The sequence below is a fragment of the Listeria sp. ILCC792 genome (assembly GCF_900186135.1).
In the GTDB taxonomy this organism is placed as follows: domain Bacteria; phylum Bacillota; class Bacilli; order Lactobacillales; family Listeriaceae; genus Listeria; species Listeria goaensis.
Map to the genome: position 1 here is coordinate 221,322 of NZ_FYBO01000002.1, position 25,780 is coordinate 247,101.

The following is a 25,780-nucleotide window of genomic DNA, read 5'->3' on the forward strand; positions in this document are numbered from 1 at the left end:
CTCCTTTTACCATCTCACCTTTATTGTAGCAAATTTCCGCTAAAATAGCCTACCAAACATCTTTTTCTTATTTTGTTTTTCAGGTACAAACAACTCCAAATGACTTGGTAAAACATCAATTTTAACAGGCAAACTTGGACCCGGATCACCGTCTACGTTCACAGAAATATCTTCCCCACTCGCTTCAATCTCCAAATGACTCATCTTATAATACTCTACACCATTCGCATTTTTCAGCGTTCCCATGACAAGTTGCGGAAGAATGTTAGCCGCATCAATTAAACCAAGCTTGGTTAGGATGAAAACGTGGAGTAAGCCATCATCTAATTCAGCTTCTGGCGCCCATTTCTCCATCCCACCAACTGAATTCGTAAGCCCAGCAACTACTAATGCTGCTTGATCATCAAAATCCACTTCCTCACTCCGAATTTTAAAATGGAGCAATTCATGCCGATTAAACGCCTTTAGCCCTTCAATAAAATACGCAACAGGACCAAATTTCGTTTTTTGTTCCACACTCACCTGATCGACCGCTTGGGCAATCATGCCAATGGCTAAGACATTCATGAAGTATTGGTCATCAATTTTTCCAACGTCCATCGGTTTTAAAACTGCTGTTTCAAGCATTTTAATCGCTTTAGCTGGTTTTAGTGGGATTCCCGTCGAACGCGCCAAGTCATTTACTGTACCAAGTGGGATAAATCCAAACGCCGGGCGCTTATCATGTTTGGCAAGTCCATTAATCGTTTCATTTAATGTGCCGTCACCACCCATAGCAATTACTGCATGGAAACCTTCTTCGGCAGCCAAAGAGGCAAATTCCGTCGCGTCGCCACCTTTTTCCGTGAGCCGAACCTCCACATTTTCAAAACGATTTTTCAAAACTTTTTCTGCTTTTTCCATGTAGACTTTCGCTTTTTCTTTCCCCGATGATGGATTTACAATAAGAAGAACTTTTTCCATATGTCATTTACCTTCTTTCCTGACAATTCCTCTTTTATTATACCCAAAACGTAATTTAAAAACCATTTTCATTTGAATAACGCTTCACTTTTCGTTACATTTAACATATGTATTAAAAGTAGGAGGAACATTATGTCTAAATTTCGCGCTTTATTCGTAAACCAAGACGCAGATGTCGCTGTCGCTGAAACTGACTTCACTGCCTTACCAGAAGGCGATGTAACCATACGCGTACACTATTCTAGCATCAACTACAAAGATGCTCTCGCAACTTTGCCAGACGGAAAAATTGTTACAAACTACCCGTTTATTCCAGGAATTGACGCAAGCGGTATTGTCACAGAATCAAAATCTTCTCTGTTTAAAAAAGGCGACCAAGTTATCGTCACAAGTTATGGGTTAGGCGTAAGCCATTTTGGTGGTTTCAGCGAATTCATTCGTGTACCAAAAGAATGGGTCGTTCCGCTCCCAGAAAATTTATCGTTACGCGAAGCCATGTGTTACGGTACGGCTGGTTTTACGGCGGCGCTAAGCGTGCAAGCCCTTTTAGATGATGGCGCGAAACCAGACGATGGGGCTGTTGCTGTTAGTGGGGCTTCAGGCGGCGTTGGGAGTATTGCAACGGGCATGCTTGCTAAAAAAGGCTTTTCGGTAGTCGCCTCCAGTGGAAACTCGGGGAGCAAAACGCTACTCCGCGAACTTGGTGCAGCGCAAGTTGTCACTCGGTCAGATTTTAATCCCGAAAAAAAACGGGCATTAAATACGGAACGTTTCGCTCACGCGGTCGATTGTGTCGGCGGTGAGGTGCTAGGCTATTTGTTGTCCGCTACAAAATATGGTGGCACGGTTGCAGCATGCGGCATGGCACTTTCTGGAAAATTGGAAACAACGGTTTTCCCGTTCATCTTGCGCGGCATAAATCTACGCGGCATCGACTCTGTGTACTGCCCGTATGAAAAGCGTGTGGAAATTTGGGAACATATCGCAACTGATTTGCGTGTCACAAAACTACCTCCGCTGTTAACTGAAATTACGTTAGATGAACTGCCGGAAGCGCTTCGCAAAATTATGGACGGCGGCATTGCAGGTCGCTATGTAGTCAAGATTGCTGAATGATGGGCAAAAAAAGAAGCATAAATCCAGTAAAATCCATTTTTGAAAATGGCATGAATACTAGATTTATGCTTTTTATATTTATGAAATAATCCCCTTAGCGGTAGGCTGATAATATTTGAAATTCGGTTGTTTCATCTACTATCATTTTAGCCTCAAGATAATTTTCGCATTCGATTGCACTTATAAGGTCATTTAACTTGTTGACAAGTTCAGGGCCCGAATGTTCTAAAATAAGAAGAACTTCATTATCTGCAAATTGATTAATTTTATCGAAATAACTAACTAAGATTTCATGATAATAATCATTTTTCAGGCAGTTCACCAGTTCCAGCACCACCGTACGACAATAAGTCGTATAAGCCGTTTCGTCACCATTACGCACTTGCCATTCAAACTCGACTCTTTTAGGGCTCAATATTCGCTGATCAAATCTAATTTTTTTAGCTTCGATGCGTTCAATCGTATGCTTTAAAAACAAACCGACAATATCTAAGATTTCAATATAATTATCTTTGGATATTTTGCTACTCTTTACGATAGCTCCGCGGTAATCCAGATTTTCTACAAAGCCATCTGCAGTGAGCATTGCAATTGCTTTTCTTACTGGTGTGCGACTTATTTCTAATTCTCGCGAAATCGTTGTTTCAATTAAACGTGTGCCCGATTCGTACTCCCCCGACTGAATTCTCCTTTTAATTTCCTTGTAACATCTTGTTTCCATTGTCTCTTTTTGGCCTTTTTCCATCTCATACCCTCTTCTCTCTGTTTTTAGTAACCTGTATCACAAAAAGGATTTGGAAAGAATGATTTCCTGTAAGAATGGATTTTCCTGCACTTTTTTCTCTATCGCAAGAAAAGGACTATATTCCGTATTTTCACTTGTTAAAAGAACGGTTTGAATCGCAATAATCTGACGCACTAAGTGAAAACTTAAACGCGCTTCTTTTTTAGTGAAATGTCGGAACAATTGTTCCATCATTTTTCCTAAATAATAAAATACCACGGCTAAAATAATAATGATAAGCGCAACGATAACTCTACTTTTCCCATCAAAAACTTGAAATAAGAAACTTCCTCCAAAAATAGCTAAAAAAACGGCAATAAAGACACTCATGACGATTCCTAGCAAATTCCATTTTTTAAATTCGTTAACTTGTTTATTCTGTGATTGAATAAATAAAATTAACTTATCCAAGTCTTCTCGCGTGATAAAGCCATTTCGTTTTAAATATGCGTAGAGAAGATATTGTTTGAATTTTCCCAGCTCATTAAAATTTCGAATTTGATAGTTTAATTTAATGTATCTACGAGCTTTTCTAACAATCATCGTGTGAAACAACAGGCTAATTAGCAATACCGTTATGCTGAGCATGCCCCACGCGAGTGAATTTGAAAGATATATAAAGCTAACGATTGTTGCTCCACTAAGTAAAAGACAAATAAGTATGTATCCCACCCAGTATCCCTTCATAAAACTATAAATTAAATTCCAATTCCCCAGTTTTTTAAAATAAAAATGAAATAATTTGTTTACTGCCATTGCCACACTCTTTTCTATTTTTGCCTAGTCTTAGTTTACCATGGATGCGCTTCTTGTGAAAGTTTAAATCTCTTAGCTCGCACTAGGGGTAAGAGCTGACTAATTTTATGCGCTGTTTTAAATTAAAAACACCTCACCTTTACAAGGCGAGGAATCTTTTTAGTCATTTTCAACATTTATGATTGAACCGTCTTGAGCACTTAGACGCACTTCGGATTCATTTGCACCATTTTGAATCGATACATCATAAACCGTATCGTTGTAAGAACGATCTAGTTCAACACTTTCTACAGCGCCATCTACTTCAGCTACTGCTTTTTGCATCGCTTCATCCATTGAAATCACATTTGTTACATCAATTTTTTCATTAGCACGTTCGTTTTTGTCGTCCATATCAAGCGCTTCACTCGAATCTTGTAGCACTTCTTCTGAATCAGCATCGAACACCATTTCATATTCATTCGTGTCGTCCATACCTTCTACTTTATAGACAACTTTGCCATGCTCATATTCTAATTTTACAGACGTCAAATCAGCGTTTTTGTTTTTTTCTTGGAATTTATTAATGACATCTTCCATCGATAAATTAAACGTTTTTCCATTCAAATCATTTTGTTGTGTGGAAGAACTTTTTGATGAAGAAGACTGTTTAGCATCTTTATTATCACTTGAACGATAGTCATCATTATCTCCACAAGCTGCTAAAACCCCGAGCGATAAAACGAGTGTTGCGGCAATTCCAATCATTTTTCTGTTTTTCATGCAAATCCCTCCTGTAAAATAATATACATTTATATTTTTATTATAAAGAGAATTACTTTAAAACACTTCCTACTTTAGTCTTAATTTTCTCGTTTCAAATAAAGGCGCACAATTTCTGGGTTGTTCAAAATACGCGGCACAATCGTTGTATTTCCAAGCCCTCTGCTCACAATCATGGCTTTCCCATTTGCCAAATGACAACCGGCCGTTAATTTCGGTAAAAACCCTTGTCCGGGGGAAAATAGCCCTTCTGTGAGTGGTAAGCGAATTTGTCCGCCGTGTGCGTGACCACACAAAACAAGATCCACTGGCATATTTTGGTAAATCGACCAGTATTCCGGACGATGTGCGAGTAAAATGGTGAACGCATCACGCGGAATCTTCGCCGTCGCACGTTCAATTTCCTCCTGCACTATGCCGCTCATATCAAATTTATGCTCCGCCCAACTAGGCTTCTCCTCTTCCGGCAAATGGAAAGTCGGATCATCCACGCCAGCAAGCGCAATTCGTTCCCCATTTTCTTCCAAAAACAAATGCTCATTATGCAAAATTTGAACGCCCGCTTCTTTTAATGAGCGGAGCAAATCTTCAAACAAAGCACTTTTCTGCTCATGATTACCACTTATGTAATAGAGCGGACAGATTTTTTTTAGTTTGCGAACTAATGCAATGGCAACATTTTGCGGCTCATCACCATCAATTAAATCACCTGTTAAAAAAATACCGTCCGGCTCCATTAAAGCGACTTTTTTAATAAGTTTATGGTTAAATCGACCAAATGAACAACTGTGCACATCAGATAATTGAATATATGTTTTCCCATCAAACGCCTCAGGAATTTTGCTTGAGCGTATCGCATAATCAGTGACGACTAATTTTTTCGTTGCATAATACGAATGGCACATAAACCCGGCAAATGCCGCGACTCCAAAAATGTTTTTTTTCATGTCATTTCCTCACTTTGCATTTTCCTATTCGGTTTATTTTACCATTTTAACACGTAAATTGCTGATTATTTCATTTGAAAGGCATGAAATCTTTCCGCATCGACAGGACTAACTTCAGCGCGGAGTTCGGTTCCTTGTTCCGTATAATCTTGCATGATCACCCTCGCATGCTCGTTTAAATACGAAATAATATCGCCGCGGTCAAATGGAATGAGAAACGTTAATTCTTTGTAGTCTTCAAAAATCTGCTTTTTAATTTCCTCTGTGAGCATCGCAAGACTAGCAACGTCTTTCGCAGAATAGATGAGTCCACCATCTCGCAGTACGGGATACTCGGCTCCTGCTACTTTATCGGCCTTGTTGTAGATGAATAAAACAGGGACATCCTTTACCCCAACAGCTTCTAACGTTTTTTCGGTCGTTTCTATCATTGCCTGATAATTTTCGTCCGAATAATCCACGACGTGTAGCAGCAAATCCGCCTCCTTCGCCTCCTCAAGTGTTGAGCGGAAAGCCTTCACGAGATGCGTCGGCAGCTTGCTCACAAAACCAACCGTATCTGTTAACAAAAACTGTTTTTTGTCTGGTAAAATGATTTCGCGTATGCTTGTTTCGAGTGTGGCGAACAGCATATCTTTCTCAAAAACCTGTTTGTGGGCGGATTTACTAAAGCGCTCAACCAGGCCATTCATCGTCGTCGATTTCCCCGCGTTTGTGTACCCGACAAGCGATACTATAGGAATTTCATTTTTCTTCCGCTTACGCCGTCTTGTTTCGCGCTCCTGAACAATCTCTTCCAGTTCTTTCGTCAAATGGCGAATTTGATTTTTAATGATTCGTCTGTCGCTCTCGATTTTTTTCTCCCCTGAACCACGGTTTGCCATGCCGCTTGCGCCGCTTTGTTGGTCGAGTTTGTCGTCACCACCAGCAAGGCGTGGAAGTTCATATTTCAAGCGCGCAATTTCCACTTGCAACTGGGCTTCACGCGTTTTCGCGCGCTCTGCAAAAATCGCCAAAATAAGCGCTGTCCGGTCAATTATTTCCAGCCCAACCGCCTCTTCTAAATTACGAATTTGTGATGCCGTAAGTTCATCATTCATGACAAGCGCATTCGCACCGAGCATTTCCGCAATTTGTTTTAACTCCTCTACCTTTCCTTTTCCAACATAAGTCGCTTTATGCACGCGTTCCATGTTTTGCTTCACGGTATCTATGACCTCATAATGATTCGCCTCTGCCAAATTGTAAAGCTCAACCATTGAGTACTCAAAATTCTTATCAGAACCACTAACACCAACTAAAATTACTTTTTTACTCATAAAAAAATGACCTCCTGAAAAAATAGTTTTCTTCCAGTGCGGTCAGGAATTGTATAGATTTGCGCCTAAAAAAGCGTACAAAAAAAGAAGCACATACTTCGCCTCTTCAAAAAAATTTCCGTATCAAACTAAAGCCACGCAAATTGTGAATAGACAAATCCCGTTACCCGCGCCAAATAAACGCAAGTCTCCGCACTATTTAATTAGTTGCAAGAACCGTTTCCGGAACGAAGTCTAATCCAAATCATAATTCGCTGAGCCTCCTAGCCTTTTAGATACCGCCATCATAACATGCATACTAATAAACTTCAAGCCAAAAAAAATCAGCCTGCTAACAAACTTGGCAAATTCGAGTACGTACAGATTTTAACAACGAAAATTGCCGTTTGCCATCAGGCTGATTACTTTTATTTAGGGCGATTTAACTTAAAACGCTCGCCTAGTTTCGCATAATCACTGCCCGCTAAACGCGACACGGGCTTGATTTCGTCCGCAAGTAAATACCCTTTTTCCACATTTAAAACTGACTCATCCATGTCATATTCGAGAATGCGCGCTAAAATTAAGTCAGCCGTAATTTCACGAGCATCATTTTGAATCTGGAGCACTTGCCAGACCGCCGCTGCCAGTTTAATTTTGGCTTCCTCAATTTTCGGCACCGCAAAATTCCCGTCATACGAAAGATGTAAATTCGTACGCGCAAGCTCGCTCTCGTCAGGCGGAAGGTTCGCCGCCGTTTCATTCACATCACGCACAAAATCTTCGCTGACAATATGAATCATGAGCTCGCCAGATTGAATCGCGTTTCGCGCCGTGTCCTTCATTTCGCCGTTCCGCCGCTGAACCGCAATCGACACAATCGCCGGATCACTCGAAACAACATTGAAAAAACTAAACGGTGCCGCATTCACGATACCATCAGGAGAAACCGTCAAAGCAAAAGCAATCGGCCGCGGAATAATCGCACCACTTAAAAACTTGTAATTCTCTTTTTCGGAAAGCTCGTCTGCCAAGAACTTCATGCTTCCGCACCCAATTTTTCATACCACAATTTTGCCGCCTGCACTTCGTCTGCCGTCAAATTGTGTCCTGCTTCCGTCCAAACGGTTTCAATTTGTGCCGCGCGAGCTTGGAACAGGTCCACCAAGTTTTTAGACGCAGCGAAGCTTACAAGTGGGTCATTCACACCGGCCGTTAGGAAAATGCGACGCGTTTCCAAGGAAAAACTTTTCGGCGCATTTCCGGCTGGCATCGCGTGAAATAAAATCGCGTTTTGAAAGCCGTCTACTTCCTGCAAAATCGCATTCGCCGCAATATTTGCCCCATTTGAATAGCCAATCGCAACAAGTTCGCTGAAGTCCAAATCATACGTTGTCGCCAGTTCGCGTGTTGTTTGCAGCAATTTTTTTGTCTGTACGGCGAGGTCCGCTAAATCTAAGCTGCCGTCGCTGTAGCGTTTGAAAAATCGATTTGCGCCGTGTTCTGAAACTTCACCGCGTAATGCTAAAATTGGTGCGCCCTTCGCAATAAGGCTTGCCAGTTCCACTAAAGAATGTTCGTCGCCGCCTGTGCCGTGCAGCAAAAGTAGCGGCTTCTTCGTTTTATCGCCGGGAATGAAAATGTGTTCCATTTGCTCAGCTCCTTTTTGTATCGATTGGCCGTACTTGTGCTTCGATTTCTGCCCGTTTGCCTTCTAAAAACGGTGGTAAGCTTAACTTTTCACCAAGTGTTTCGTAGGGCTCATCGCTCGTGAAGCCGGGACCGTCCGTTGCAAATTCAAAGAGAATTTGGCGGCTCACTGGCACATAAAGCGATTCAAAATAGAAACGGTTCACAAAACCACTATTCGGCGCTTGGAAACTGTTTATTCGCTCAATCCATTTCATGAGCTCCTCATGATTGTCAACGCGGAAAGCCACATGATGAATACCCCCGAAACCTTGCATCGCACTAGGAATGTCCGTTCTTTCTTCAACAATAATTTGCGCGCCGTTCCCGCCTTCACCCACTTCGTACAAGTGCAAACCATTTTCCTCGGTAACAAAACGGAAGCCCAAAATCGCTTTCAATACCGCATCCATATTTTCAAGCGAAGGAACCGTAAGGAACACTGGGCCTAAACCGTAAATCGCATATTTTTCGGGAACTGGGCCGTTCTTCCACGGCACGCCAGGCGCGACTCCTTCATTTTGTTCGTCAGAAATTAACTGTAAGGCTTGCCCGTCAAAGTCTTGAAACGCAAGCACTTTTTTCCCAAATAATGTTTTAATGTCTTCATGCGGCACGTCTAATTTTTGGAAACGGTCCTTATAATATTCAAGCGCCGCATCACTTGGTACGCGGAAGCTTGTTTTTGAAATGCTATCCGTCCCCGGTCTGCCTTTTGGCAAATTCGGAAAATCGAAAAAGGTCATATCAGTCCCAGCATTTCCCGCATCGTCCGCATAAAACATATGGTACGTCTCTATGTCGTCTTGATTGACCGTCTTCTTAACTAAACGCATGCCGAGTACGTTTGTGAAAAATTCATAGTTCTTTTCGGCGCTACTTGTCATCGCTGTTACGTGGTGGATTCCTTTTAAATCTTTTATCATTATTTTTCCCCTCCAAAATAAGTTTCAATTTCTGCTCTTTTTTCCTCTAAAAATGGTGGCAAACTAAAATGCGTGCCGAGTTCTTCTACCGGTTCATCCAATGTGAATCCGGGCTTTACGCCAGCAAATTCAATCCTTAAACCGAATGGGTCGCGGACGTAAAGGCTCATAAAATAGCCTCTGTCAATATATTCTTCCACCTCGATTTCATTTGCTTTTGCAAACTTGTAGAGGGTTTCAAGTTCTTCATTATTTGCTGCTTCGTAAGCGACGTGATCAATTGTGCCACGCCCAAACCTCGTTTTCTCTAAAGAAAAAGTTTGTTCCGTTGCTACTTCGCTTACGCCAAAACCAGCGAGAAATTTTTTCGTTTTTTCTGGCTCCGGTATATGATAAACGACATCTAAAATGCGAATAATTTGCTTGTCTGCTGGAATATCAGTGTGCGCCTTCGAATTTTGTTCACTGATTTCCTCTGAAATTTCGGAAAGCGCAAATGCAAGTCCATCAGGGTCAGTAAAATACAGTTTTCCTCCTTGCAATGATGTTTCCACCTCAAAACCAGCTAACCGTTTTTGCCAAAAGCTTACGCTATTTTTAGGAATGGCAAGTGTAATGAGGCCAAAAAAAGCTTTTTCATTGTACGTGTGCCCCATTCGCGGGATTTCAAAAAATGTTAACAGCGTACCCGGATTCCCTCTCTGGTCGCCATAAAATAAGTGTCGCATTTGAATATTCGCCTGATTGACTGTATTTTTTACAAACCGATAACCTAAAATATCTTGATAAAAATGATGGGACACCTCAAAATTTTTAATAAACGCGGAAATGTGATGAATCTTTCTAGTCATGTCGCGCCTCCTTTCTATACCAACAGTTTATAACTAAACAATAAAAATGTAAAGCAACTTGCTTACAAAAAATAAGCAGATTACCCTCTCTTCAATTTTACATTTTGGCAAATGACGCCGCTTGTTTCGCCAACTAAAGCGAAAGTGCCCATAGATGCGGTTGTTAAACTGTTTTGCTCATCTAAATAAGCAAGCGAATACGGTTTCATGTAAACTGAACCGAGTGTAGATGGCAGTACGCTACTATACTCTTTTAAATCCTCATTTTGTGCCACAACAATTAAATCGAAGTAAAGATCCAGCGCGCAAGATGCATCATAATCCGAGTATTTTCCAGCGCCGTCATTTAAATTCAATACGAGCCGTTCATTCGCTTGTCGCAGTTCTGCAATTTTTTCTTGAATCATTTGACTGATGGAAAGGTACATATTAACACCTTCTAACGTAAATTTTTTCGTTTCATCCAGACGTAACGGGCATCAAATGGCTTGATTTCTTCAAAACCGAAACTTTTGTAAAGCTTAATGGCGCGTGCGTTTTCTGGCAGGACGCGAATAAAAATGTCGTCATAGGGAAACGTCTTTGCTTCTTCAAGTAATTCTTCGACTAGTTTTTTCCCGTATCCTTGTCCTCTAAAATCTTGTGATGTGATGAGATGCGCGAGTTCCAAGTCGCCTTCCTCATCGTCCACCCAAATTTCACCGTATGCGGTCGGGGCATCGCCTTCATAAGCGACATATGGGATTTGGTCGGGTGTTTTAAACCATGCAAAAATATCCGCTTTTTCAATGATTCGTTTGTTCGTCGCCAAGTAATTATCAGCTTCATTTTGGAAAAGTGGCAAAATCCGAATAATATCTCTTTCTTCTACTTTTTTCATTCCATCACCTCAGGTTAAAATGTTTATCGTTAGCTTCATTATAACAAAATGTTTTATCTTTCAATGTTGCCTGCTTAATCTCTATGATTATTACTCGAAATACTTTAATTTTTACATATGAAAATGATATATTTATGATAAAATTTCATTTGGAAGCGTTTACTTTTCGTTTCCGACAATAAAAAAAGGGGTGTTTACATGAAGAAGAAAAGCTTTATTATTGGTTTAGTCATGTTACTTTGTATTAGTTTGATTCCCGTAATCCCTCCCGTAAAACATGCCGAAGCAGCAGAAAGCAAAAACTTTATGATTTACTACCGAGCTTGGCGAGATAAAGAGATGAAAGGTGTCAACACTAGCCTACCAGATGAAAACTGGCTATCTATGAGCGACATTCCGTACGGGATTAATATTGTGAATGTGTTCAGTTATGTGCCTCCCGGTCAAGAAGAGTTAGCCGAACCTTTTTTTAAAAAATTAAAAGAAGAGTATGAGCCGGAGCTTCATGCGCGAGGCGTCAAATTGATTCGCGGTTTCGACTATACAAAATTACTCGAAATCCCTTATGCTGGCGCTTTTCCAACTGAAAAAGAATTTGATGACTACGCAAAAGCCTTACTAGACGAACTTATGTTACCTTGGGGACTTGATGGTCTTGACATTGATATGGAAACTTCTCCAACCGATGCTGAAGTCCGCATTTCAGATGGCGTCATTAATGCGCTTTCGAAATATATTGGTCCAAAGGCAAACAACGGAACCCTCTTCCTCTATGATACAAATGGTCAAAATACGAAACCTTTCCAAAATGTAAGCGATAGTTTTGATTTACTTGCCTATCAACAATACGGTAGCAATGCAGAACGTACAGCATTCGCTTCGGATGCTTACTCTCCTTTCATTTCAAAAAATAAATTTTTACCTGGCCTGACTTTCCCCGAAGAACAAGATCCTATTAATCGTTGGTATGACGCAACGCTTCCATATGAACTGTCTAACATTTATCAAGTTGCGAAATATTCTCGAGAAAATAATTTAGCTGGTATGTTCCTCTATGCTTTTGATAGGGACGGTAAAACCTATGACGAGCCAGACATCAACAGTATTTCCCCATCCAACCTTTTATGGACTAAAACGGCGATTTTAGAGGTAAACGGTTACTCTCTAGATAGCGCAAAAAGTTTCGCTCTTCATCACTTGAATCGGATTAAATACGCGAAAAGCTTAAGCTCTGAAGAGATTCAGGCCATCGAAAAAAATATTCAAAACGCGAAAAACTTATATGATGTTAACGTGGCTATTCTAGGCGCAACCTATGCTGAAGCTGTAAATCCAACATATGATCCTATCTTGGAAAAAGAACTTATGGCCATCGATTTAACGGCGGCAACAGCTGCTTTAGACAAAGCAGAGGTACTTTTACAAAATAATGATTTATCCGCTCTAAAAGCGGCACGTGATAAACTTGCTACGTTGCTAGGCGGTAAAAAGTACACTGTTTCCGAAGTTAATTCGCTTACGGCAAGTTTGCAAAATGAACTTCAAAATGTGGCGAAGCCAGTAACGGCAAAATATCAAGATGAAAGTGGCAATAAAATTGCAGATGATGTTGTACTTACGGGCGAACTAGGCGCGAGTTTTGCTTTTTCAAAAAAAGAAATTCCGGGCTATACGTTTGTGAAAACAGAAGGAGCGGCTAATGGAACTTTTTCAGCTCAAGCACAGGAAGTCATTTATGTGTATTCAAAGGCGGATTCGGCTGTGTTAGTCAACGTGGACCAGGCAAAACCTGAGAACACTTCAAGCACTACGAAGACAACGAAACTGCCACAAACAGGCGACAGCTCAGTGAGCATTTGGGTTGCGTTCGCTGCCATCATCGCAGGTTTACTTTTACTAAAAAAGAAAAAAGTGACAAAATAACGAAAAGGACCGCTAACAATTGCTAGCGGTCCTTTTCGCATTTCTCTTCCCAAATTTCAAATAACACGTCACATTCTTCTTGAATATCTTCACGCGTCATTTCAGGTTTCACATCTACGCGTTCGAGCACTTCAAACGTGATATTTTCCACACCTGATTTTCGTGCCTCGTCAGCCATATAACGCGGTAACATGCTTCCCTCTCCTAGCTTTAAACCAAATTCAAGCTTGGAAGCTGCGCCCTTTAAATTCATCGTTTTTCCAATTAAAAATACGCCTGTTTCTTTGTTTAAAAAACGGTAAACACCAGCGTCAGGCGGCGTTTCTTTATACGCACGGATTTTTGCTTTCCGGTCCTCGCGATTTTGTCCCATCTTTTAACCTCCTAGTAACCTGATTCTTTCAGCAGCTTGCTTAAAATTCGCAGACGCTCACTTAAAAGTTCGTCATTATCGTGTAAAACTTGCTGAAATAAATCTATGTCTTCATCAATGTATGGATTTTCTTCGCAAACTTGAACCGTCATCGCATCGCCTTGTAAACCTATGCGATCTAATTCAGGTTTTTCTTTATCATAAAAATGCTCAAATTGGTAAGCATCATTAAAATGAACTTTTGTACGCGCAATTAAAATGGCCAAATCAAGCACGCGGTGTAGTGGCATTTCTTCCGATTGGCGTGACCATTTGCCGCCTGTGTGGCGCCAGATTTTAGCGGAAATATCTACTTTCCCGCGGTCGTTCCACTGTGCTAGGCCAAGCGAAAGTCCTTTCGCATCTGAATGATAGGCTAATTTTCCATCGACATCTTCATAATTTGGTACAACAAATACCGGCTTATGTTTTAAATTTACAGGAATCATTTTCATTCTCCTTTTACTAATTTACTAAATTAGTATATTACTAAATAAGTAAAAAGTAAAGCATTGGCAAATTTCGTCATTAAAGTCTCACCACTCGTCTGATTTGGCGTATTAAAAAAAGCCTATATCAAATAGACTTTTCATTAGAACGGGGCTATAAAACGGAGCGTGTGCGCGCCATCTGGTAAATCCACTTTTATTTGGTGGTTTTTGGTCATTTGGACGGGGCCGTGGTTCGTTTTATAGCTGGCTGCGGTAGGAAGACAATAATCGTCTAGCCCCGTCATGATGCCATCTTGGACTTCACCGGACACGTACCACGGGTGGCCTAACCATTTTTCAGCTTCCCGAAATTCTGCACGCCGAATCATAGCACGGATATCCGTCGAACTCACTTTATTTTTTCCATCCTTTTTCACAGAAACAGCAGTCACACAAATATTAAAAGGCTTACAAAGCTCCGTTAAAAGATCCACATCGGAGGCGCGACCTTTCCCGAAGTTGAATTCTTCACCGACAATAATATGGGATAAATGAAGCGTGGTCAAATGTTCAGACACAAAAACTTCAGGTGTTGTTTCTGCATATTTTGGTGTAAAATCCGTTTCAAATAGCACGTCTACACCGTAATGCGCAAGCCAACGCTCCTTTTCTGTCCGTGGCGTAATCGCTTCCCGGTATTCAGGCAATTTTTTTAAAGCCCAGAGCGGGTGCGGGCTAAAACTTATAACTGAAAGCTGTTCGCCTGCCTGCTTGACTTGATGTGCTGCTTCCAAAATTTTCTGATGCCCGAGATGAATTCCGTCAAATTTCCCAATGGACAAAACTGCTTTTCGCTTATCGGGCACTGGCCCCATTTTCACATGATAAATCTCCATAAACTTCACTCCCACTCTTACTGTATACGCCGCGCTCAAAAAGCACAAATTATACGCTTACAATCACTTTTTTAAGCTCCGTCAGACGTTTTTCATCAAGAGAAAAACCACGTTTCACACAAATTTCCTGCGCTAGTTCTGAAAATAAATCAAACACTTCTACCAAGTCATTTTTTTGGAATAAAAGCTGAATTTTGTTTAGCCACACTGATGGTAGCCAGTCGGCCATGCGCCGACCAAGGAAATGCGGCTTCTTACCATACAAATAGGCGATCTCCTCTAAGAGTGGCAGAAAATAATTTTCGCGAATGCCAGCTTTAAGTTGCCCAACAAACCAGAAATCCCCTCGCTTTGAAAACTTCGCCACATAATGCATCTCCAAGTAAAATTCATCAACCAGCGCCTGAAATCCCTTCTCATCAAGCCGCTCTTGTTCATCTTGCTGTAAAAACGAAATAAGTTTTCCGCCTAATTCTTTTTTATCAAGCAAAACTAAATATTTCTTGTAATACGGAAACGGGGATTCAAGTAGGCGGAGCGGCCAAAATGAAAAATCAACTTTTACGCCATTATCAAAAATAACAATGAGTGAGCGCATACCTTCTTGAGCAGGAAAATCAAGCGGCACAGTTACGAGCGGACGTCCTATTTTTTCAAGCCAAGTGAGATTTTTTGAAAAATCATGCTTTCCTTCAAACCAAACATTTATATCTAAATCTGACCATTCATCAATGTACTCTTTTTTTGCGAAAGAACCTTCCTGAACAAGCATTTTGACGCTTTCTTCCGTTTGGAAATACGTGACTATTTTTTGTAAGGTTTCTTCTCGTTTTATCATTTCGCACCTCTTTTTTATTGTTTTTCGATAAATTTATGTTGTTTTTTCTAAAACTATCCGTTATAATAAAAACATAGAAGTTCTACTTCTAATTTATCACATAAAACTTATATTTCGAAAGGATGGAAAGAAAATGAATACAGTATTTAAATATAGTGGTCCTGCTTTTATTGTTTTAGGTTTTATTTCTTTTGTTGTATCAATGATTGCTGGTGTTACAGTTGGCGCTGACGGGATTGTTCATGAACCCGGCTTAGCATATGTGGCTACGGGACTATTTAGTATCTACCTAGGAATTTTCCTTATTATTGTTTATTGGATTGTAAAACTTGTGAAAAAACGTTCGAATAAAAATGCCAATTAATATGCCATTCAAAAATCACCCCACCAAGCACCATCTCGTTAACTTGAGGTAGTGTTTGGTGGGGTGATTTCATGTATTGACTAATTATCCTTCCGATATTCTCTAATCACAACGATTCCTGCCGAACTGACGAGCAGCAAACCTAGAATCAACCACCACTCGGTATTACTTGAATCCCCAGTTTCAGGAAGTTTTGAGAAGTCTAAATGGTTAGAATTGCCGCCGTTCGTATGATTCGTTGGCGTTACATTTGGATTTTCATTTGCTTGGTTTATTGCTGTTAATTCAATACGTTTCGGCTTACCTGCAGCTTCAGCAACAATCTCAAATTGTATTTTTGATGCATTTAATTTATATCCATTTGGCGCCTTTGTTTCTACAAAGTAGTAACTTCCCGGCGAAAGGTTTGAAACCTGAATTCTCCCACTTCTATTTGCCACCAAATTGCTTTGCACAAGAGTTCCGTCCGCTTTATATAAATTAAAGACGGCACCTGGCAATGAATCACCTGAATCGCTCTTTTTCAGAAGCTCGACACTGCCTCGATAATTCACTAACGCATCTAACTGCATCACGCCCGGATCACCAGAAAATTCATCTGGAATCGTAAACATGACCGGAGTCGTATTCTTGATGTACCCACGAGGTGCACGAATTTCAATCAAACTATACTCACCAGGTGCAAGATTATCCACTGAAATATGCCCATTACGATCAGAAACAACCCGTTTCACCAGATTTTGCTCAGAATCTCTAACTTCGAAAATAGCTCCGGGTAAAATTTGTCCAGACTCACTTTGCTTCACAGCTTCAATGCTGCCTGTATAATTTATAAACGGCCCTAGTGTAATATCTGGTATTTGACCTTCTGCCGTTTCAGAAACTGTAAACAAGATGGGGTCTGTATTTAATATATAGCCGGGCGGCGCAAAAGTTTCAGTCAACCGATAATCTCCCGGTAAAAGCCCATCAATTTCAAGTTGACCATTTAAATCTGTTTTCAATTCCTCGTCCGTTTGAATCGTATTCCATGAACCCGCAATATTTTGCTCCAATTTAAATGTTGCACCCACTAAAGGCTCACCTGAGGCGTTCTCCTTTTGAAGAATAACTTTATTTGGATTGTTGACAATTTCAATTGGCGCGGTACCTGACGTTGTTTCCGCATCAATGGTTACAACTTTTCCATTTGCAAGTTCATCGCTAATTGTATAGCCGACAGGTGCTTCAATTTCTTGTAGAATGTAGTCGCCATATGGAAGGTTACCGAAAGCTAACTCGCCATTCGCATCTACTGTTCCTTCTCTAAGGATAATCATTTTATCTTTAGTCCAAAGCCTGAATTTCGCTCCTGTCAGTTGATCTCCCTCACCGTTAACTTTTTGGAAACGAATGCCACCTGTCTCGCCAACAGCAGTCCCCGAGCCATTTATTACCACAACATCAACCGTATCATCTGCACCGTCGTTAATCGTCACATCATTATTCCCGTTCACCGTGACGTCATTTGTCAGTTTTTGTTCTGGCGCATTGCTTATGAATACAAATGAGCGATATTCAATAATGTATGGTGATTTAATTTGGTGTAGAAACTCAATCTTCAATTCCTGCTCCCCAGTTGCTGAGTCCGTTGTTAAAGAAACCGAGTAATCCGTTCCTTCTACTAGAGGTAAGTACGGATTTTTAACAATCGTACCATCAGGTTTCACAATCGTTCGGTACACAACAATCGAATTCTTGTCTATCGCTTGGTTCTTCGACGGGTGGTCTGTCACCACAACATCATTTAACGTCGAACCACTCGGATTCACAGTAATGGACCAATGCGCGAAACCATTTTCGTCCTGATAACCAGTTTTATTTACAAAATCTCCACCATTTTGGATAGAAACCTCAGCAGTTAAGTGATGCGGCGCGGCATCGCCATTTGTGAATGTAGCGTCATTATCATAAGTGGGCTCAATTACTTCACCATTTAATGATGTTTTAAATTCGACAATGTACGCTGCAGATTCCTCATTTGGAAATCGAACCGTAAGCGTTTGATTATTAACTTCAGAAGGTTCAATAATGGTGAAATCACCGTAGTTATCGACTTCATCTCCTTTTTCAACACTGCCATCTGGATTTACCGTATAATGATAAATTTTAACGGAGTCTGGCACAAATTGCTGATTTCCTAAAATTGGGTCCACGAGTACAGCATCTTTTAGTTCTTTCGAGTCATAATTAATGCCGATTGACCAAGTAATTCGAGAAGTCGTCGCATTGTAGCTCCCGTTTTTAAATCCATCATATTTCGCAGAATCATTCGGGTCAAACGTCGCTCCGTCACTGCTCGAATGCGTATCATCAGATTCATCTGTCCAAGAAGTAGTGGCATTGTTAGGGAAAATCCGATTTGGGTCATCCACCCCGTCGACACTCGTATTAAATGTTGTTTTGTAGGTGATACGGAAGTCATGATCAGTTCCAGCCGCATACGTATTTAAAAACTGGACAGTAAATTGAAGATTGGGTTCGTCATATACTAAGGAATAATCCTGATTTTCAACAAGTGTGGCACCTGTTACCATATCTGTCATGACGAATGTTTCAGGTAGCAAAGTCAAACCCGGACTGAGGTCATCAGTCATTTGCCAATTTTTCATCATATAATGATTTTTATTAATGTCGATTTGCCACGAAACCTCTTTTGCATCATAATCGACTGTCCCAAGCGTCTTAATGACGTTTTGTTGCACAATACCACCAGACGAGTTACTTGTATCTCCTGTATCCGTATTAATTGAATTATTAATCGTTACATTGTCATCAATAATCCCCGTTAATTGTGTCTGATACTTCATTTTTACTGCATAATCAATATCATGTAAAAAGACAATATCAAAGCCATTGCTTGTATTTTCGATTCTATAGTCGACGCCCTCGATTAGTTGCCTACCCTGAACTTCCGATCCATCTGGATTAAATGTGATTACATAAAGTTCTACAGAACCATCTACAAGTTTCATGCGACTATCTCCAAACTCATCGTGAAGTGTCGCATCTTCTTGCGCAATTGTCTTTTCACCGTAATTATATTTGACAGTCCATTCTGATGTTTGCGTATCTGGGTTATAGTTGCTCGCTTGTTTAGTCAAAAGAACACCGTATGAGCTCGCAACAGACGCTTTAGCTGGGAGTTCTGTCCCATCTGCATCTAGAATAGCCGTATTTTCAAATGTCTTATTCCCACCATTTTCAGGTTTCGCATCCTCATCAATTTTTGTTGTATATTCTAAGCGGTAAGCATCACTAATTGGCGTTGTAAACGTTACGTTACCCGCAGCATCTACTGTATATCCCGAAGTCACAAGCTCTGCACTCCCCGGATATATTTCCCCGTATAAATCTACTTCTACTTTATAGACTTTTACAGATTGATACGTTGTGCCCGGTGGAAAATTCTCATTCACAACAGCTTGATCAATCGTATCAAGCGCTTTATTAATATCCACTTGCCAATAAATAAAATCTGGATTTAGTTCTTTATCAAAGTGACCACTTTTTTCAATGGTACTGTCTACAGCTGGTTTAACATTGATATCAACAGGTGGAATGTTATCTTCAAAAGGTATCTTAATCGTGATTTCTCCCGGACCATCAATATCTGCTGGGTTCAGCTGTGTGTCGAATTCCAAAGTCCCATGGACGTTGGAATTTTCATGAACTGCATCTGTAAAAACAAACTTTATCGTATTATCCGTACTCACTTCGACATCGGCATACGGATCAAGCGGTATAGTTTGATTTTGCGATACTTTTACTGTATCAGGTAATTGAAACGTATAATAATCCCCTGCATTAATTTCTGCCCCAACATCATTCGGTATCGCCCACGTGAATTTAAAATGAACATAATCGTTCACGGTTGGTTCAGCAATAGGATTTCCATCTGCATCAAAATAGGTTAATTCCATTCCTGTCAGTATGGTTGAATCTGCCTCTGAATAGCCTAAACTCGCAAAAATGTCTTTTACATCTTGTGGTTCATCTGCAGCAACTGCTCTTTGCTCAGGCTTTTCCCCCGAAGTGCTCGTTTGTCCATTTTCTGGCAACGTTTTAGAGTCGTCCGTTACGCTCGGCGTTTCCAGTTCACTTTCAATTTCGTTTGATTTAGCAGGTTCTTGATAAAGGGTGACTTCCTTGCTTAAATGATTCAAACTTGAAGAAAAATCGATGCGGTCTTTGTCAGTCGTGGTGCCATTTCCAAGGTAAGTTGCTGCAACATCAAATGTAATATCTGCTTCAAATTCAGCCGGTATATCAAAAAGCAATTGATTATCTTTAATTTCATAAGTTCCAACAGCTTGATTATTTGAATCTAAAATCGTTCCTTTATTTACTTCTTGTAACGAAAATTTTTCAGAAACGGAAATTGTTTCCCCTTTTAATTGTGTATCACTATTTTTAGCATGTGCTGTTACTTTAAATGTAAAATAATTATTTTGATCTGTAGCTCCTGCTGTCTGATTTAAGCTAACTAAATTGACACCCTCTTCTTTTGAATCAGCATTTACGATATACGGCAAAAACATTTGCGTGATAAGTAAAAAACTGAACAACAAATAGAATGCTTTTTTCAAACGAATCCCCCCCTGAATACGCTTCTTAAACATAAAATCTATTTGGATATTCCCCCGACTTTAAATAGTCAAACAAAAATCCGCTCATAACGAACGGATTTTAAAAAACTAACCTTTACTTGTCTTTCTTTCTAACTTTAGGTACTAGAAAACCAACAAGCCAGCCTAAAATTGCAGAAATAGCGATGACCATGAAAATTGGAATCGTCATTTTGCCGAATAATAAGTTGATTGTTACACTTTCTCTGTTTAGAATCATAAATAAAACTACAAGTGCAATGATAATACATATAACAATTAGCCTTATCGATATTTTTTTGGAATCGTCTTCCATGATGCTGCCCCCTTTTTTAATTTATTCTCCCCTTCTTTTCCCGTTTCTCTATGCAAGAAACGTTCTTTTTTTCAAATTAGCTTTTTTAAGGTGTTGTGTGCACGTAAATTTTAGGTTGGAAGTCTTCACCAGTTTGTGAATGCGTTCGCTGTCTGGATTTGCGATTGTTTAGTAGTAACCGCAAGCCATTTAAAATGACTAAAATCGTACTTCCTTCATGCCCGATGACGCCAAAAGGCAAGTTGATCGACTGGAATACGTTTAAAATGACAAGCGAAATAATAACTGCAATTGAAAAAAAAATATTTTGTTTCACGATGCGGGAAAGCCGCACGGAAAGCTTTCTGGCATAAGCCAGTTTTTCTAAATCATTTTTCATTAAAACAATATCTGCGGCTTCCATCGCAATATCGGTGCCCTCTCCCATCGCAACACCGACTGTCGCATGCGCAAGTGCGGGCGCGTCATTGATGCCATCGCCGACCATACAAACGCTGCCGTAAGTAGCTTTTAAATCGTTCATCACAGCCACTTTATTTTCCGGCAAACAACCTGCAATAACATAATCAATGCCAATTTCTCTTCCAATAGCAAGGCCGGTTTCCTCATTATCTCCTGTCACCATCACCGTTTGTATGCCATCGCTTTTTAGTGCTGAAATCGCCCGGACGGCTTCTCTGCGGGCCTCGTCTCGTAATGCGAGCACCGCAACCACTAAATTGTCTTTTGCCACATAAACGATTGTTTTCCCTTCTTTGGCTAAATTTTCGGCGTATTCATCTACATACTTGGCCGTGTTTTCTGCGCCTATAAAACGGGCTTTGCCGACTTTCCAGTTGTGACCTGCGTAAGCAGCCTGAACACCAAATCCGGGGACGTCTTCGGTTACTAAACCTTGCAAGTAGGTGGCGCCGCGGCGTCCTAGTGCATCTGAAATCGCTCTTGCTAGCGGGTGGGTGGAATTTTTCTCGAGCGTATAGACGACATTTAGTAGCTCATCTTGGTCTTCCGTTTCTAAAATAAAATCGGTAAGGCTGGGTGTGCCACGCGTTAAGGTGCCTGTCTTGTCAAAAGCCACTGCACGAACGCGCTTTAAATGCTCAAGGTGAACGCCCCCTTTAAACAAAATCCCATGTCTTGCCCCGTTTGAAATTGCGGCGAGTGTCGCGGGTGTGACGGAGGCGACGAGTGCGCACGGCGAGGCGACGGTTAGGAGAACCATGGCGCGATAAAAGGTTTCATTCCACGTCCAACCGAGTGCGAAATGCGGCAAGAACAACATGATGCCGACTAAAACGAGCACGGCTTTGACATATTTGTCCTCGAAGCGCTCGATGAAAGCCGCTGTTTCAGAGGGCTGATTTTCAGCGTCTTGCACCATTTGAATGATTTGGCTAAACAGCGTTTCCCCTTCCGTTTTGCTGACAGAAACCGTAACGGCGCCAGTCAAATTGACGGTCCCGCCAAATACGTCAGCGCCATTTGATTTTTCTTTCGGCATCGATTCGCCGTTTATCGCGGATTCGTCCACGGTCGTTTCACCGCCACAAATCACGCCATCAATTGGAACGCGCTCACCCGGGCGAACTAAAATGAGATTGCCAATAGCTAGGTCACCGACGGGCACTTCTGTTAACTCTCCTTTTTCCCATTGCAAAAAAGCGGTTTTAGGCTTTAAAGCCATCAATTTTGTAAGCTCGCGCTTGCTTTTGTTTGTCGTATAAGTTTCAAGCGCCCCGCTTAGTGAGAAAATGAAAATCAAGACGGCCCCTTCCAGCCAGTATCCGATAATGGACGCACCTGTTGCGGCAAGGACCATCAGTAGTTCAACGTTCAACTTATGCGTTTTGATGGTATCCAAAATACCCGATTTCGCTTGCTCGAAACCACCGATAATGAAGGCCGTTATAAAAATAATCGCAATGCCCATTTCCGAAATTTTGCCTTCCAGTTGCCAGCCGATTAGTATGAGTATCCCACTCACAGCGGTTGCAATAAAAGCAACATTTTCTCTTATTTTTTGCATGTTTTCCCCATCCTTTCTATTTGAGAATCATTTTCGTTCCCCTAAAAAACACGAAAATCTGCTCCCACTAGCGTGAGAAACAGATTTACATTAAATTTATATTATTTTTTCACCTTTATTATACTAAATTTAGCAAGGTAATTCAATGGAACTGGCAATAAATTCACGAATTTAGCGAAAACTTTTCCATCGCTGTTGCCTGTTGTTCATAAATGGATTTATTTGTCATATCCGCTAACTTTTGAAGCGCAAGCACGGTTTCCTGTTTGAGCTCTTCAGAAATTTCGCCAGTGATTTTAATCGAGGAAAAACCAGTTGCGATGATGACTTGGTAGGATTGATAGATTTCTGTTTTATACGTTTGCTTTATTTCCTCCGAAAGGTTTTCACTTGCAGGAAAAAAGTCCATTTCCCAGTTCTCTTCGATTAACTCTTTCGGGTAAGCATCTAAATCTTCCAGCTCATCCGCTTCAATTAGTTCTTCTAAAAAAGCGAGCGTATCAGCACCTGTATCGTTTCCAAAGGGTGCCTCCTCTTGACTAATGTCGTAATAAATATCGGCTAGGAAAGCTTGTCGAAAATAAGGGTGCGAGGTTTCGCGCGTGACACCTGTTTCGGCATCATCAAAATACCAAGCAACAAGTTCCGTGATGTCTTTCCACCCCTCGATGTTTGGCGGAATTCCATTTGCATAGGCTTGAAAAAGATTGGTAAGTTCTTCAACATCCACCATTTTTCTTTGTAACTGTTTGAACGACTCATCACCGTTCTCAAAACGGATTTCAACCGTATAACTATCTTTTTCCTTCATCGCTTGAATATAGGAGCTCCCCGCTAAACTAGGCGTGGATTCTAGCACCAGCACTCGGCAATAGCCGCTTTCTAAGTCAGCCATCGCCGCATAAATTTTTGCTTCGTTCACTCGCGAATAAAATGTATGTTCATTCCATAATTCAAATTTCATACCATTCCCCTTTAAAAAAAGGCATAGAAAAAATCTTCTACGCCTTTCCAGTTTTCTTTACGGCAACACATTTCCAGCTGCACGGTAAATTTCATACCATTCTTCACGCGTCAACTCAATGTCAGCGCCTTTGCGAATTCCTGCAATACGTTCCGGGTTCATCGTTCCAAGCACCGTTTGAATTTTAGCCGGATGGCGTAATATCCAAGCCACCGCAATTGCTGAGTTCGAAACTTGATATTTCTCCGCCAATTGATTGACTGCTTGATTTAATTCCGGAAATTTCGGGTTATCCAAAAACACACCTTCAAAAAAGCCGTATTGGAACGGCGACCAGGCCTGAATTGTCATATCATTTAAACGGCTGTAATCCAAAATCCCGCTATCGCGCACAACTCCAGCATCAACCGTCATATTCACATTTAGCCCTGCATCAATCATGCCTGTGTGCATAATGCTAAACTGCAGCTGATTCACAAGCAAATCCTGCTCCACAGATTTCTTCAAAAGCTCAATTTGAAGCGGATTCTGATTACTCACACCAAAATGACGCACTTTCCCACTCTTTTCAAGTTCAAAGAAAGCTTCCGCTACTTCTTCTGGTTGAACAAGCGTATCCGGACGATGTAGTAACAGGACATCCAAATACTCCGTACGCAACCGTTTTAAAATCCCCTCAACTGAGTTTATAATATGTTCCTTCGAAAAATCAAAGAAGCCATTTCGAATCCCACATTTCGATTGCAAAATAAGTTTTTCGCGCGGTACAGAAGCCTTTTGAATCGCTTCTGCAAAAATTTCTTCCGATTTCCCACCGCCATAAATATCCGCGTGATCAAAAAAATTCAAGCCATTTTCAAGAGAAGTCTGAATCACTTTCTCTGCTTTTTCAACCGATAAATCAGCCATACGCATACAGCCAATTGCAATGCTAGGCGCAGCAAGTTTGCCACCAAGTTTTAACTGTTCCACTATTTCCACCTCTTTAATTAAGATACTTTCATTTTACCATTTCATGAAAACGATATCATCTTTTAATTAAAAAACTCGCCAAATCCCCTATTTTAAACAAGTGGCTGTTGCTTTTTAAGCTGTTTTATTATACAATAACTTTTGTCGTGGAGAAATACCCAAGTCCGGCTGAAGGGGACAGACTCGAAATCTGTTAGGCGGGTCTAACTCGCGCCGGGGTTCGAATCCCCGTTTCTCCGTTCGCACAAAAAGCCTTGATTTTTCAAGGCTTTTTGTTTTAAATAAAATAAGCAGAATCCTACTCAATTTTATAAAATACACATATATGGGAGAGAAAATCAACTTGGACAAAATTATAAATATCGTTATAAAATTTTATCGTAAACGACGTTATTCCATGGTGTTAACACTAATACTCACTATCTTATATCTTATCATCACTTTTGTTTCAAAAGCATTATTATCTCGAAGTGTTTTTTTAGTTTTCATAGAAATAACTAACTGGACATATTTAATTCTAGTCACGCTATTGATGCTTGGATTAATGCTTGCCCCAACCTATAAAAATTCCTATGAATATTTAAAAAAAGGCATGAATAGAAGAATTGGATTTGAAATTCAAGCCTTCGAAATTGACAGTAACAATTCATATAAAAAAAAGAATACATATCGTAAACTCAAAAAAATCAAAAGTAGTATTTTAAATTTATCTCCTGAAGAAAGACACTTGCTCTTAAGTTATTTTGAAGCAAAAAACAAAGCACCCATCCCTGTTTTCATACCTATTTTAGCTTCATTTCTTCTAGGACTTATTGGAAGTTTTATAACAGCGTACTTTAAATCTCCTTTAGAGATGTTAGGAACACTCTATATTACTTTTTTACTGTTTTCGGGACCAGCAATAAATTGGCTATTAACCAATCAACAGAGAAAACTTACCGAACAATATATCATTAGTTTAATCAAAAATGCGCCTAATAATTGGTAATAGAAAAACTTAGCAGGCACTAAAATGCCTGC

The 25,780-nt window shown here is 40.4% G+C and carries 25 protein-coding genes and 1 tRNA gene; 5 read left to right on the top strand and 21 right to left on the bottom strand.

Features of this window, described 5'->3' with window-relative positions; translation table 11 throughout:
• Positions 1–39: 39 nt before the first annotated feature.
• Positions 40–963, bottom strand: coding sequence for a diacylglycerol kinase family protein (locus CFS60_RS03680; RefSeq protein ID WP_088809259.1), 924 nt, complete (start codon positions 961–963; stop codon positions 40–42).
• Positions 964–1,095: 132 nt separating this feature from the next.
• On the opposite strand from CFS60_RS03680, the gene CFS60_RS03685 reads away from it, so the two are divergent.
• Complete coding sequence (locus CFS60_RS03685; protein WP_088809260.1) at positions 1,096–2,079, top strand: oxidoreductase; 984 nt, start codon at positions 1,096–1,098, stop codon at positions 2,077–2,079.
• Positions 2,080–2,173: 94 nt separating this feature from the next.
• Here CFS60_RS03685 and CFS60_RS03690 read toward each other — a convergent pair whose 3' ends face one another.
• The 11 genes from CFS60_RS03690 to CFS60_RS03740 all read right to left on the bottom strand — a co-directional run bounded on the left by CFS60_RS03690 (position 2,174) and on the right by CFS60_RS03740 (position 10,972).
• Positions 2,174–2,824: a GntR family transcriptional regulator gene (locus tag CFS60_RS03690; RefSeq protein ID WP_088809261.1), complete on the bottom strand. Its 651-nt coding sequence runs from the start codon at positions 2,822–2,824 to the stop codon at positions 2,174–2,176.
• A gap of 36 nt (positions 2,825–2,860) precedes the next feature.
• A complete protein-coding gene (locus CFS60_RS03695; RefSeq protein WP_088809262.1) occupies positions 2,861–3,619 on the bottom strand; it encodes a hypothetical protein in 759 nt (252 codons plus the stop codon).
• Between the two features lie 159 nt (positions 3,620–3,778).
• Complete coding sequence (locus tag CFS60_RS03700) at positions 3,779–4,381, bottom strand: PepSY domain-containing protein (RefSeq protein ID WP_088825535.1); 603 nt, start codon at positions 4,379–4,381, stop codon at positions 3,779–3,781.
• 80 nt (positions 4,382–4,461) lie between these two features.
• Entirely contained in the window at positions 4,462–5,328 is an 867-nt protein-coding gene (locus tag CFS60_RS03705; protein WP_088825534.1) for a metallophosphoesterase, read from the bottom strand.
• Between the two features lie 65 nt (positions 5,329–5,393).
• Complete coding sequence (gene hflX / locus CFS60_RS03710; protein ID WP_088809265.1) at positions 5,394–6,647, bottom strand: GTPase HflX; 1,254 nt, start codon at positions 6,645–6,647, stop codon at positions 5,394–5,396.
• A gap of 407 nt (positions 6,648–7,054) precedes the next feature.
• Positions 7,055–7,669, bottom strand: coding sequence for a flavin reductase family protein (locus tag CFS60_RS03715; RefSeq protein WP_088809266.1), 615 nt, complete (start codon positions 7,667–7,669; stop codon positions 7,055–7,057).
• A complete protein-coding gene (locus tag CFS60_RS03720) occupies positions 7,666–8,277 on the bottom strand; it encodes an alpha/beta hydrolase (protein ID WP_088809267.1) in 612 nt (203 codons plus the stop codon). The genes CFS60_RS03715 and CFS60_RS03720 overlap by 4 nt, the downstream gene beginning before the upstream one ends.
• Positions 8,278–8,281: 4 nt before the next feature.
• Positions 8,282–9,241, bottom strand: coding sequence for a ring-cleaving dioxygenase (locus CFS60_RS03725; protein WP_088815388.1), 960 nt, complete (start codon positions 9,239–9,241; stop codon positions 8,282–8,284).
• On the bottom strand, positions 9,241–10,092 hold the full coding sequence (locus tag CFS60_RS03730) for a VOC family protein (RefSeq protein WP_088838845.1): 852 nt from the start codon (positions 10,090–10,092) through the stop codon (positions 9,241–9,243). The genes CFS60_RS03725 and CFS60_RS03730 overlap by 1 nt, the downstream gene beginning before the upstream one ends.
• A gap of 80 nt (positions 10,093–10,172) precedes the next feature.
• Positions 10,173–10,520 (bottom strand): iron-sulfur cluster biosynthesis family protein, encoded by a 348-nt coding sequence (locus tag CFS60_RS03735; RefSeq protein ID WP_088815390.1) that lies wholly within the window; start codon positions 10,518–10,520, stop codon positions 10,173–10,175.
• A gap of 11 nt (positions 10,521–10,531) precedes the next feature.
• Positions 10,532–10,972, bottom strand: coding sequence for an N-acetyltransferase (locus tag CFS60_RS03740; protein WP_088815391.1), 441 nt, complete (start codon positions 10,970–10,972; stop codon positions 10,532–10,534).
• A gap of 198 nt (positions 10,973–11,170) precedes the next feature.
• Here CFS60_RS03740 and CFS60_RS03745 point away from each other — a divergent pair, with 198 nt between their 5' ends.
• Entirely contained in the window at positions 11,171–12,895 is a 1,725-nt protein-coding gene (locus CFS60_RS03745; protein WP_088838846.1) for a MucBP domain-containing protein, read from the top strand.
• A gap of 22 nt (positions 12,896–12,917) precedes the next feature.
• On the opposite strand, the gene CFS60_RS03750 is transcribed toward CFS60_RS03745, so the two are convergent.
• From CFS60_RS03750 to CFS60_RS03765, 4 genes are all read right to left on the bottom strand, one after another.
• The gene (locus CFS60_RS03750) at positions 12,918–13,268 is read right to left on the bottom strand and encodes a GIY-YIG nuclease family protein (protein WP_088809273.1); all 351 of its coding nucleotides are present in this window, start codon (positions 13,266–13,268) and stop codon (positions 12,918–12,920) included.
• A gap of 11 nt (positions 13,269–13,279) precedes the next feature.
• The gene (locus tag CFS60_RS03755) at positions 13,280–13,756 is read right to left on the bottom strand and encodes a DUF6530 family protein (RefSeq protein WP_369821459.1); all 477 of its coding nucleotides are present in this window, start codon (positions 13,754–13,756) and stop codon (positions 13,280–13,282) included.
• Between the two features lie 143 nt (positions 13,757–13,899).
• The gene (locus CFS60_RS03760) at positions 13,900–14,634 is read right to left on the bottom strand and encodes an FAD synthetase family protein (RefSeq protein ID WP_088825529.1); all 735 of its coding nucleotides are present in this window, start codon (positions 14,632–14,634) and stop codon (positions 13,900–13,902) included.
• 49 nt (positions 14,635–14,683) lie between these two features.
• Entirely contained in the window at positions 14,684–15,472 is a 789-nt protein-coding gene (locus CFS60_RS03765; protein WP_088838847.1) for an aminoglycoside 6-adenylyltransferase, read from the bottom strand.
• A 133-nt stretch (positions 15,473–15,605) separates the two neighbouring features.
• On the opposite strand from CFS60_RS03765, the gene CFS60_RS03770 reads away from it, so the two are divergent.
• The gene (locus tag CFS60_RS03770) at positions 15,606–15,836 is read left to right on the top strand and encodes a DUF3955 domain-containing protein (RefSeq protein ID WP_088809277.1); all 231 of its coding nucleotides are present in this window, start codon (positions 15,606–15,608) and stop codon (positions 15,834–15,836) included.
• 80 nt (positions 15,837–15,916) lie between these two features.
• Here the strand turns inward: CFS60_RS03770 and CFS60_RS03775 are convergent, their stop codons facing one another.
• The 5 genes from CFS60_RS03775 to CFS60_RS03795 form a co-directional block, all read right to left on the bottom strand.
• On the bottom strand, positions 15,917–20,464 hold the full coding sequence (locus CFS60_RS03775) for an LPXTG cell wall anchor domain-containing protein (RefSeq protein ID WP_159458291.1): 4,548 nt from the start codon (positions 20,462–20,464) through the stop codon (positions 15,917–15,919).
• 115 nt (positions 20,465–20,579) lie between these two features.
• Positions 20,580–20,798: a lipopolysaccharide assembly protein LapA domain-containing protein gene (locus tag CFS60_RS03780; protein WP_088809279.1), complete on the bottom strand. Its 219-nt coding sequence runs from the start codon at positions 20,796–20,798 to the stop codon at positions 20,580–20,582.
• Positions 20,799–20,883: 85 nt separating this feature from the next.
• On the bottom strand, positions 20,884–22,824 hold the full coding sequence (locus tag CFS60_RS03785; RefSeq protein ID WP_088838849.1) for a heavy metal translocating P-type ATPase: 1,941 nt from the start codon (positions 22,822–22,824) through the stop codon (positions 20,884–20,886).
• Between the two features lie 163 nt (positions 22,825–22,987).
• The gene (locus tag CFS60_RS03790) at positions 22,988–23,788 is read right to left on the bottom strand and encodes a hypothetical protein (protein ID WP_088838850.1); all 801 of its coding nucleotides are present in this window, start codon (positions 23,786–23,788) and stop codon (positions 22,988–22,990) included.
• Between the two features lie 57 nt (positions 23,789–23,845).
• A complete protein-coding gene (locus CFS60_RS03795; protein WP_088809282.1) occupies positions 23,846–24,760 on the bottom strand; it encodes an aldo/keto reductase family oxidoreductase in 915 nt (304 codons plus the stop codon).
• Positions 24,761–24,908: 148 nt separating this feature from the next.
• Between CFS60_RS03795 and CFS60_RS03800 the strand changes: the two genes are divergently transcribed.
• Both CFS60_RS03800 and CFS60_RS03805 read left to right on the top strand, forming a co-directional pair.
• Positions 24,909–24,999, top strand: a tRNA-Ser gene (locus tag CFS60_RS03800).
• Positions 25,000–25,103: 104 nt separating this feature from the next.
• A complete protein-coding gene (locus tag CFS60_RS03805; protein WP_088825525.1) occupies positions 25,104–25,748 on the top strand; it encodes a hypothetical protein in 645 nt (214 codons plus the stop codon).
• Positions 25,749–25,780: the final 32 nt, after the last annotated feature.